Source organism: Staphylococcus sp. 510, from assembly GCF_057219715.1.
Genome location: NZ_JBXVVK010000001.1, coordinates 89,161 through 100,523, shown reverse-complemented (window position 1 = coordinate 100,523; position 11,363 = coordinate 89,161). Strand labels below are relative to the sequence as shown.

The 11,363-nt window shown below is 31.8% G+C and carries 9 protein-coding genes and 1 pseudogene; all 10 read right to left on the bottom strand.

Going from position 1 to position 11,363, the window contains the following annotated elements; all coding sequences use genetic code 11:
- Positions 1–363: 363 nt before the first annotated feature.
- Positions 364–1,623, bottom strand: a complete 1,260-nt coding sequence (locus tag AC2D8K_RS00470) for an aminoacyltransferase (protein ID WP_002451338.1) — start codon at positions 1,621–1,623, stop codon at positions 364–366.
- A 42-nt stretch (positions 1,624–1,665) separates the two neighbouring features.
- Positions 1,666–2,922 (bottom strand): aminoacyltransferase, encoded by a 1,257-nt coding sequence (locus AC2D8K_RS00465; protein ID WP_002451337.1) that lies wholly within the window; start codon positions 2,920–2,922, stop codon positions 1,666–1,668.
- Between the two features lie 457 nt (positions 2,923–3,379).
- The gene (trpA, locus tag AC2D8K_RS00460; RefSeq protein WP_002451336.1) at positions 3,380–4,105 is read right to left on the bottom strand and encodes a tryptophan synthase subunit alpha; all 726 of its coding nucleotides are present in this window, start codon (positions 4,103–4,105) and stop codon (positions 3,380–3,382) included.
- Positions 4,098–5,312 (bottom strand): tryptophan synthase subunit beta, encoded by a 1,215-nt coding sequence (gene trpB / locus AC2D8K_RS00455; protein WP_484697797.1) that lies wholly within the window; start codon positions 5,310–5,312, stop codon positions 4,098–4,100. The genes trpA and trpB overlap by 8 nt, the downstream gene beginning before the upstream one ends.
- A 3-nt stretch (positions 5,313–5,315) precedes the next feature.
- Entirely contained in the window at positions 5,316–5,936 is a 621-nt protein-coding gene (locus AC2D8K_RS00450) for a phosphoribosylanthranilate isomerase (RefSeq protein WP_002451334.1), read from the bottom strand.
- Positions 5,927–6,727, bottom strand: a complete 801-nt coding sequence (gene trpC, locus AC2D8K_RS00445; RefSeq protein ID WP_484697796.1) for an indole-3-glycerol phosphate synthase TrpC — start codon at positions 6,725–6,727, stop codon at positions 5,927–5,929. Before trpC ends, AC2D8K_RS00450 begins: the two co-directional genes overlap by 10 nt.
- A pseudogene (gene trpD / locus AC2D8K_RS00440) lies at positions 6,728–7,726 on the bottom strand (anthranilate phosphoribosyltransferase). It abuts the gene before it with no gap.
- Complete coding sequence (locus AC2D8K_RS00435; protein WP_002451330.1) at positions 7,727–8,302, bottom strand: anthranilate synthase component II; 576 nt, start codon at positions 8,300–8,302, stop codon at positions 7,727–7,729. It lies immediately after the preceding pseudogene.
- Positions 8,299–9,705: an anthranilate synthase component I gene (locus AC2D8K_RS00430; protein ID WP_124228326.1), complete on the bottom strand. Its 1,407-nt coding sequence runs from the start codon at positions 9,703–9,705 to the stop codon at positions 8,299–8,301. The genes AC2D8K_RS00435 and AC2D8K_RS00430 overlap by 4 nt, the downstream gene beginning before the upstream one ends.
- A 592-nt stretch (positions 9,706–10,297) precedes the next feature.
- Positions 10,298–11,332 (bottom strand): M42 family metallopeptidase, encoded by a 1,035-nt coding sequence (locus AC2D8K_RS00425; RefSeq protein WP_484697793.1) that lies wholly within the window; start codon positions 11,330–11,332, stop codon positions 10,298–10,300.
- Positions 11,333–11,363: the final 31 nt, after the last annotated feature.

Genomic DNA, 11,363 nt, shown 5'->3' with positions numbered 1-11,363 from the left:
TATAACATGTGTAAACGTTTATTTGTATTATTTATGAGTTTTTTCAAATTATCCAATCATCAACCATTTGATTAGAATATAGTTGCTATTTGATACCCAGTAAATCATTTTTACTTTATGACTTATTTTAAGTACTCAAAATAAATACAATAAGCATTTTATAAGTTATTTATTAGAAAATTCTCTATGACTATCATTGTTAAGGCTTTTGGTTATGCTATGATAATTTTAGTAGGGTGCAATATGATTTTAAATTAGATTTTTATATAAATTATTTGTAGAATTTCACTTTATAAAAAAAGACATAAAAAAGGCTGAGACATTTATCTCAACCTAGTCATATCAATATAATTGCTATGTTTATTACTTTTTGACTTTTCTACGAATACGGTCTAATGTAGTGAATAACCAATATTTAACTTTGTTAATTGGCTTATAAAAATCTCCTATTAACTCTTCAATTTGAACATTAAATCCACGTTTAAAGCGATAAACACCATAGTCCTCACTATTTTCAGTAAAATCACCAGATAATCCATAGAAATTGTAACGATCATAACCATTATCGAAGCAATAATTAATCATGAACCAATGCATCATGTATGGTCCCATGTATTGATTGAATTTTTCTGATGAACCACCTGAGAAGTAGTTGACTTCATAAGCATTTGCAAAGTAAACACCAGAAGCAAGATTCAATACTGAGCCATCAGTTTGACGGATTTCACTAGCTTGTAGCATTTCTTTTTTATCATGCTCAATTTGCTTGTCTAATTCACTTATTTTCTTCAATTGCTTATCACTTTTGTTTTCTTTAGCCATCATTTGATCACGACGGTTTTCTTTATCATTTAATGAATGCTGTAATGACTCAATGTATTCATCTAAATCAATATATGCTAAAGGTACTAAGACCTTATCACCGAAATGATCAATGAAATTATAGAAATATTGATCGGTTTTTGAAGCAAATCCTGTTCTTTCTTCAGTTTCACGATATAGTTCTAAGAAAAGATCAAATTCATCCCTACTTAGAAATCTCACTTTCACTCCGTAGTTTATCGCTTTATTAATATTTCTTTTACGTTGACTATCGAATTCTTTCTTCAATGAAGCAGGTGTTTTGCCCTCTAAGTTTAAAACACCCATCCATCTTACTTGACTGAAGCTATCATAAGATGTTGTGAAACCATGATGTTCATAACCGTGAGATTTAAATAAATTAACAAGTGCATCGTTTTTCTCATGATTATCAAGTGGTTTAATATCTTTATCATAAATTTGATAAATCCAATATGGATCCATTTTGACATATAAACATTGATGTTGATGTAAATATTTATCTAATTCTCTCAAATAAAAATCAACTAACCCTAAGTCAGAGTAATCCATGACTGGACCACGATTTGAGTAATACACATAACTACCCATAGTTGGAATTTTTGAAAATAGACTTGCTGCAATGACCTTATTGTTTTCATCTTTAATACCTAATAATACAACCTGAAAACCATCCGTTTCACGAGTAGCTATATTTTCTTTTACCTGAAAATAATGACTTTCTAATGATGGATTTTGTACAAAGTTCTCAAATTCTTTAACTGTCAACTCTGTAAATTTCATAATTAGATAATTCCCTTCCTAATAAAAATTTATTATTTATGCTTATTTTTTAAGTAATTTTTTTAATGTCGTATAAACAGTGTACATAGGTTTATTAATTGGTTTAATGAAATCTCCTACATATTCTATAACATCAGCATTATACCCTTTTTTGAATTTAATTACGCCTGCGTCTTCTGCATCTTCTGAGAAATCTCCACTAATGCCATAGAAATTATAGCGATCAATACCATGGTCTAATGCATAATTAATCATCGTCCACTGCACTGCATAACTACCTGCAAAGTGGCGATATTTATTTGAAGTACCACCTGCATAATAAACAACTTCAAATGGATTGATGAAGAAATAACCAGCTGAAATGGGTAATTCATTGCCATGTTCGGCTTGGAGTTGTTGTGCTTCATCTATTTTTTGTTGATTAGCTGCTAATTGTTGTTCTAGATTCGCTTTCTTATTATGTGATTTCTTATTTTCAGGACGCTTTTCAATATCTTTCAGCGCTTTGTTTAAATCTTTAGTTAACGTTGCTTTTTCATTGTTTAGTTCTTCAAGATATTCATCAAAATAAATATATGCTAAAGGCACTAAGACACGATCCTTAAAGTGCTTATATCGATCATAATAATAACTATCATCTCTATCTAAGAATTCTTTTGACTCTGAAGTATCTTCCATGAATGATCTAAAAATAGGTAACTCATCTTCTGATAAGAATTTAACTTTCACACCATTTTTTTGTACTTTTTTAGTATTACGTTTACGTAAATTATCCATATCGTTTAAAACATCTTTGGCCGTTTTATCTTTTAGATTCAATACTGAATGGTATCTTACTTGTAGTATTGGATCGAAACCATTGTGGAAACCTTCATGTTTAAAACCTAATGTTGACAATTTATCAAATATCCAATCATTTCCAGCATTTTCAGTAATCTCTCCATCATGATTGCGATATTGATATGGAAGATATGGATCGACTCTTAAATATAAACAATGATGTTTTTTTACATATTTACTTAATTCATTAAAGAAGAAATGAACTAATTCTTTGTTATCATAATCAATGACTGGTCCTCTATTAGTATAGAAATATTTAAAAAATTTCATCACTGGTACTGCAGTTAATAAGCAAGCTGCAATCACTTCATTGTCGTTATTTTTAATTCCAACAAGATGTGACTCTGTCCCTTCAGCTAGTTTTAATTCATAGTTACCTACCATTTGCGTAAAATGAGTATATGGCATTTGGTCTGTAAAATCGCCAAATTCTTTAGCGGTTAAGTTTGTAAACTTCATAATCATAACTCCTATTGTATTTATCTCTATTTTTTCTCTCTATTTTAGAATTCGAATTGAGTTCATACCATGCTTAATTCAAGCGTTGTTACTATTTATCATTATTATTTACACTGAAACTGTACGTAACAACATTGATATTATCAAACTAATTGTAACAATCTAAGTTGTTTTTTATTTTTCATGACTTTAATTAGTTAAATGCAATGACTCATCAAATACTTAGTCATACAACTTAAATTGAATATACGTAATAATAGTATGAGCCGAACTTTTATCAACTCATACTATTATCGTATTATCACCTATTATTTTAATGCATTTGCAAATCTAATGCCAATGACTTCCCTTATAACAACACAATTTTATACTAATCAAGTAAAATCAATGTCAAATCGTGTAATAATTTACATATATCCTTCCCGTTTACATTCTATTTAAATTTTAATTAATTTTTCTAATTTAATGCGTGCCTTATAGATTTAAGATAGTTGATATTTTCTTCTGTAGTATCATTAGCAAATCGTTTAACGATTTCACTACCAATGACCACGCCATCTGCTATTTGTGAAATATCTTTCACATGTTGCACATTTCTAATACCAAACCCAGCTACGACTGGTACTTTTGCAAATGTCTTAATTGTGTCTAATTTAGACTTTAATTCTGGGTGGAATGTGCCATCCTTACCTGTAGTCGCATTCATCGTTACGGTATAAATAAAACCTTCTGCATTTTTGGCAATCAATTTCATTCGCTCTTCAGATGTTGTCATTGCAATGAGTGATATTAATTTCACATTATATTTATGAGCTTGTTCTTTTAATTGTTGTCCAAGTTCAAAAGGTAAATCAGGAATAATAAGACCATACACACCTGCACGTTCACATGCTTTAAAAAATAATGTTTCTCCATAATGGCATACAATATTGTAATATGTCATTAATACATACGGACAGTCGATGTCATTTTGATGCAATTCAAGTTCCTTAAAGATATAATCAATGTTAATACCTTCTTCAATCGCTTTTCCCCCTGCTTCCATGATTGTAGGACCATCTGCAACTGGATCTGAAAATGGCACACCTACTTCAATCATATCTGCACCATTTTGACAAAGTAATGTCATATTCTCTATCAATTGATGGTTTGCCATAATATAAGGTATAAATAATTTATTCATTGATCTCACCTCTTTGTTGTGTATATTGACGTATCGTTTCCATATCTTTATCACCACGACCAGAAACGATAACGACTATAATTTCATCCTTATTCATAGTAGGTGCTAATCGCTCTACGTAGCTTAATGCATGTGCACTTTCAATAGCAGGAATAATGCCTTCAGCTTTAGTAAATCGAATTAATGCTTCCATCGCCTGTTCATCACTTGCATCTGTATAAGTGACGCGTCCAATATCATGATAATAAGAATGTTCTGGTCCTATTCCAGGATAATCTAAACCAGCTGAAATGGAGTGTGCCAATTGAACTTGACCATGTTCATCTTGTATTAAATACATTTTGGCACCATGTAACACACCTGGACTTCCTTTACCTATAGCTAATGCATGTTTATCAGTAAGTTTACCTTTACCAGCTGCTTCAACACCATATAATTTCACATCATCTTGGATAAAAGGATAAAACGTTCCAATTGCATTTGAAAACCCACCAATACAAGCAACAACCGCATCAGGTAAACGTTGTTCTTTATTCAATATTTGTGTTTTAATCTCTTTACCTATCACACTTTGAAAATCTCTAACAATAGTTGGGAAAGGGTCAGGTCCAAGAGCGGAACCTAAAAGATAGTGTGTATCTTCAACATGACTAACCCAATATTGTAGTGCTTTATTTACAGCATCTGACAAAGTACCTTGACCTTCCTCGACAGAAACTACTTTAGCGCCGAGTAGTTCCATTCTAAAAACATTTAATTGTTGTCTTTGGATATCCTCTTTACCCATAAAAACAATTAAGTCCATATCAAATAATGCTGCAACTGTTGCACTTGCTACACCATGTTGTCCTGCCCCAGTTTCTGCTACTAATTTACGTTTTCCCATACGTTTAGCCAATAACGCTTGTCCTAATGCATTATTAATTTTATGAGCTCCTGTATGGTTTAAGTCTTCTCTTTTTAAATATATTTTTGCGCCACCTAAAGATTCTGAATATGCTTTAGCATAAGTTAAAGGTGTTTCTCTACCTACGTATTCTTTTAAATAATTCTGTAATTCATCTTGAAAAGTCGGATCATTTTTTGCCTTTTTATACGCTTGTTTTAATTCTATGATTGCTGGCATTAATGTTTCAGGGACATATTGGCCTCCATAAGACCCAAAAAATCCTAAGTCATCTGCGTCTGTTTGAATATGTGTATTCATTGTTTATTCTCCTTTCACAATGTTAACGATTGTTTTCATTTTTTTGACATCTTTATGATGCTTGATTTCAATGCCAGAGGCTACATCATAGCCACTGTGTTGCAATGATAAATGTTGAATATGTTTGATATGTTGATCAGTTAATCCTCCTGCAATTAAAAATGATATACCTTTGATATTATCTAATAGATGCCAATCATAGGTTTGCCCCGTACCTCCAAATTGGTCTGAAGGGGTATCAATAATAAAAAAGTCTACAACTTCTTTGTAATAAACTATTTGATCTTGCAACTTTTGATGTGCAGGCAATGCTTTAATAACTTTAATATGGGGATATTGTGATTTTGTCCATTTCATGATTTCTATCGGTTCATTGCCATGAAATTGAATTGTGTTGATATTTGTATGTGTCACAAGATTTTGAATTTGTGTTTGATCTGGATTGACTAATACTACTACACGGTCAATATATCTAGGTACGAGTGTGGTTAATTGCTGAATTTGATTCATGTCGCAATGGCGACGGCTATTTGGAAAATGAATAAACCCAATCGCATCTATAGGCAATTCAATCGCTTTAAGTACATCTTCTTTACTTTTAAAACCACAAAATTTTAAATACATGATTTCACCTTTTTCAACTTTAATTGTGGTAAAAATTGACTTAAATCGTCGCATTTCATTAATGTTTCACTAATAAGTAACCCATCGATACCGGAGTGAACAATTTTCTCTACATCTGATTGATTGTGAATACCACTTTCAGAAATATAGTGAAAGTCATCTTTTTTATGTGCTAATATCTGATTTGTGTGGGCTACATCTGTCACAAATCGCTTTAAGTCTCTATTATTAACACCTATGATTTCTGGTTTAAGCTCGTAAGCTCTTTGCAGTTCTTGACTATCATGAACTTCTACTAATACTTCTAAATCTAATTGACAGGCATAGTGATATAAACGATGGAGTTGTTCATCCGTTAAAATATTAACAATGAGTAGAATGATTGATGCACCTGCTGCTTTAGCTACATCAATTTGAATTTCATCTATCACAAAATCTTTACATAATACGGGTAATGACGTTTGTTTAGATAGTTGTTGTAATCGTTCGAAACTGCCACCAAAATAACGTTCATCCGTTAAGATAGAAATGGCATTGGCTCCATAAGTTTCATAATCTTTAATTTGTTGTGTCAAATTACGTTCAGGTAATTGCTTTACAGTTGGACTTTTCGATTTAATTTCTGCAATAATAGATAATTCTTTGTCATTTACTAAACTCGATTTCAAGGTGTTCTTTTTAGATGGTTGATTACATTGAGTATCTTTATTTATAGTTTTAAGTTTTTCATGATAATAATGACTAGATAATAATTCTTTTTTATATAATACAATTTCGTCTAATATTGTCATTTAATTCTCCACCATTCTTAAATATTGTTTCATAGCTGTTCCATCATCTATGAGTTGTTGTGCAAGTTGAACACCTGTTGCAATATCATTCACCTTTTCTGATACGTATAAAGCTATGCCCGCATTGAGCACCACTACATCTCTCTTACTCGAATGATCTTGGCCGTTTAAAATATTTACCGCAATGGCTTTGTTTTCTTCTGGTGTGCCACCTTTTAATGTGTCGTTAGCTGCGTTTTTTAAGCCAAAGTCTTTAGCATTAATCGTATAATGTTGAATATCTTGGCCAGCATTGACTTCATATATTAAATTGTCACCAGATAAACTTGCTTCATCCATACCACCAGCACCATGTATTACGACTGCTTTTTTACGTCCTAAATCTTTTACAGTTTGTGCCACATTTGCCAATTGAGATCGATCATAGATACCCATAGTTTGATATGTTAGTTTGAACGGGTTAATTAAAGGTCCCACAAGATTAAATATGGTTGGTTTAGTTATCATTTTTCTAATAGGTTGAATATATTTCATAATTGGATAAGATTCTGTCGCACTTACAAATGCTAAATGGTATCGATTTAATTATTGGGTCACATCTTTAACTGGTGTGGTTTTAATATTTAATTGGTCTAGCAAATCTGTACTACCGGAATTTGAAGTGATACTTTTATTTCCGTGTTTAATGATTGATGAACCCGCACTAGCTACGACAAATGAAGCGGTCGTTGATATATTAAAACTTCCCGAACGATCACCACCAGTTCCACAAATACACATCGAGCCTTCATAAATAGGTTGTTCTTTATACATCGTTTTGATTAAACTTTGAGCTAAAAATGTTAATTCAGTTTGTTGCATTTCTTTTTCTGTATATGATTTCAAAGCCTTATATTTGATTTGATTTTCAATTTGAGGATTAATCATTAAATCGATAAACGCCTTCATATCTTGTTGGTTTAAATGTTGTTGCTGTTCTAATTGTTGTAAAATTACCATCTAATCATCCTTTACTACTAAGTTAATAAAATTCTTAATTACATCTTCTCCATACTCCGTCGCGAATGACTCTGGATGATATTGAATACCAAAATGTAAATGATTGATATGTTCAAATGATTGTATGCAATCAGATGTCTCTCCTGTCACGACTAAAGTGTCTGGAAATTGCTTCCTATCACTGACGAGCGAATGATATCTCATGATATTAAATGTACTTGGTAAATTGGTATATAGTATGGAGGGCTTTTGAAGAATGACTTGATCTACCTTACCGTGCATGACGGATTTACCTTGTATCACTCGACCTCCGTAATAACATGTGAGTGCTTGAGCACCCAAACATACGCCTAAAATCGGCTTATCTTTATATTGATGAATAATTTTAAGTAATAAATCATTGTCTAAAGGATGTCCTGGCCCTGGTGAAATAATGACACCTTCTACATCTTGATGTATAACTTGCTCATCATCTGGATATAATACTTTGACTTTATTTTGATTCGATATACATTGGGCTACTATATCTACTAAGTTATAGGTGAATGAATCATAGTTATCTACGATTAATATCATGGCGACACCTCCAATAAACTTTTAGCTTTTAGTTTAGTTTCTTCTAATTCCTTATATGGCTCTGAATCATACACAACACCACAGCCAGCTTCTACATTGATATATGTCTCATCTACCATCATCGTTCTTATAGCTAATGCTAAATCTAAGTTATGATTACAGTTAATATAACCAATACCACCGCTATAAACGCCTCGCTTATGTGGCATAACTTCATATATTCTTTGAATAGCTCTTAATTTAGGTGCACCAGATACAGTTCCTGTAGGTAATAGACTTGCGATTACAGACATAGGTGAAATATTATTCTTAATTTCGCCTGTTACTTCACTTACAATGTGCATGACATGTTCATATTTTTCGATTTCCATTAATTTCTTGATATGTGATGTGCCCGTTTTACAGATTCGATGAATATCATTTCTACCTAAGTCAACGAGCATACTATGCTCACTTTTTTCTTTTTCATCGTTAATGAGTTGATGCGCATTGTTTTGATCTTCCTCTGGTGTTCGTCCTCTTCGTATTGTTCCAGCAATAGGGTTTGTGACAACTGTTCCATTTTGAACTTTAACAAAGCTTTCAGGTGAACTGCCAATGATTATTGGTTTCTCCATATTGATGTAATACATATATGGACTCGGATTTTGCCTTTTAAGATTTTGATATAACTGGAACGATAATGCTTGTAATTGATTATTAAAGTGATGTTTGTATCGATAAATACGTGATGGAACAACTTGGAACATATCCCCTTCTGTTATTTTCTTTTTTAAATCACTCACTATATTCATAAAATGTTGTTCACTCACGTTTGCTTCGATTTGTTTATCTTGAACTTGAAATGAAACTTTGGGTTGATATACTTGGATTGCTTTAAGATCCTCAATACGTTCTTTGACTCGTTGTATTAATACGTCTTGTTTAACTTGAGAAAATAAATTTGTACTAATGATGTAAAGTTCATCCTTGTAGTGATCAAATACATAAACATCTTCAATCATATAGAATTTGACGTCATGTTGAGGATGATCTTCTAACTCAATTTGCTTTAATATTGGAAATTCATGTCTTACTAAATCAAAGCTACAAGTGCCAATAAAACCTGAAATAAAAGGTAATTCTTGTAGTGTTTGATCTTCAATGTCAGCATAATAACTATTCACAAATTCCTTTAAGTATTGATAAGGCTTTTCTGTTTTAGTTTCTTTCTTTTGTTGAGTAATAATTTGAAGTTGTTTATTGTCTAATGTGACTTTGCCATAACTATCAAAAACGACAATAGAATATCGCCCTTTTAGTTTTTCTTGGCTCGTGCTTTCTAATATGATTTTGTTGTGCTTAAGTTGAGCTAATGTTTCTGGTGTAATATTGGCCTGTAACTTTTCATAATATAGTTCCAATTCAATTCACTCCTTTATTATTTCAGTTTGCTTAAACTTTATTGAAAGTGATTTTGGTTTGTTAGGTATACTTAATTTTTAAAGTTTAAAGTAATGCTTCGATTGTTAAATATAAAAAATCAGCCTCCTATAAAAGGACGCTGACGCGTGGTACCACCTTAATTAACGCAATATTCTTAATATTCGGAATATTGTACGTTCACTCTTTGTTAATATTTAGTTGTTATGGTACAAAACCCAATTTCATTTATAGTGGTATTAGTTCTCATCACCCACTAACTTTCTGACACTACCTTACTATAAACTACTACATTTTGTACGAAATAAAAGCACCACGATACGCGTAAAATCAATAAGGACGCGTTACCGTGGTGCCACCTTAGTTAACAAATATTTCTTGTTCACTTTAATGCTATTTAATTTTATATTCGAAAGCCCAATTCACTAAATATGATGTGCTAATTTTCATTACCCATTAGCTTTCTATTTGCTACAGTTCATATTCGCTACTTTATCTTTCGAATTGTTTAACAATTCTAATTATTTAGTATAATACATCTCTTAAATATTTTTGTCAACGCTAAATCTTATTTTATTTGTTAATTGGAGACATACAATACGCATATAATAAATTTTGAGTTGCTTCAATTGATTCAATATGCGTTCTTTCTAAAGCATGCGAGGACTCTATGCCTGCTCCAAATAAACCATGTCTTATATCAGCTCCTGCTCTTAGTGCTGTAGTAGTATCAGAGGTATAATATGGGTATATATCCACTTTATATGGAATATCATTCATTTTACATAGTTGCACAAGTTGTGAACGAAGCCCTTTATGGTAAGGTCCAGAACTATCTTTTGCACAGATAGATACGGTATATTCATCTGAAGATTGACCATCACCTAATGCACCCATGTCCAATGCGATAAAATCTACAATATTTTCTGATAATGAAGCATTTGCGCCATAGCCAATCTCTTCATTATTTGAAATATAAAATTGAGTTGTGTGTGGTAGCTTAATATTTTCTTCTTTAATTTTTTTCAATAATTCTATAATCATTGCTACGCTTGCTTTATCATCTAAGTGACGTGACTTAATAAATCCAGATTGAGTAATTTCAGTTCTTGGATCAAAGCTGACAAAGTCCCCTACATCTATGCCTAAGTCTTTCGTATCTTGAATTGAGTTTGTTTTTTCATCAATTCGAATTTCCATATGCTCTATATCTCTAGGTACTTTATGATTATTTTTATATACATGCACACTTGTTTCATGTAAACATATCGTTCCCGTATATATGTCGCCTGCCTCTGTTTGAATTTCACAGTATTCACCTTCAATCGCATTAAAGTGAAATCCTCCTATTAAATCAATTGCCAAACGTCCATCTTCTTTAATTTCTTTTACCATTGCACCTAACGTATCAACATGTGCTGTAATACATCGTTGCTGCTCTTGATTATCTCCCGCAACATTAATAATCAAAGCACCTTTATTCGTCAACTCTGTAGAATATCCTATGTCTTCTACTGTCTGCTTCACATATTGTATTGCTTTTTCAGCATTCCCAGATGGACTATTAATCTCTGTTAAAGTTTTGATTGTTTGTAGAATATCGCTCATTGTTATCCCCTTTCACATTTCTATGTTATTT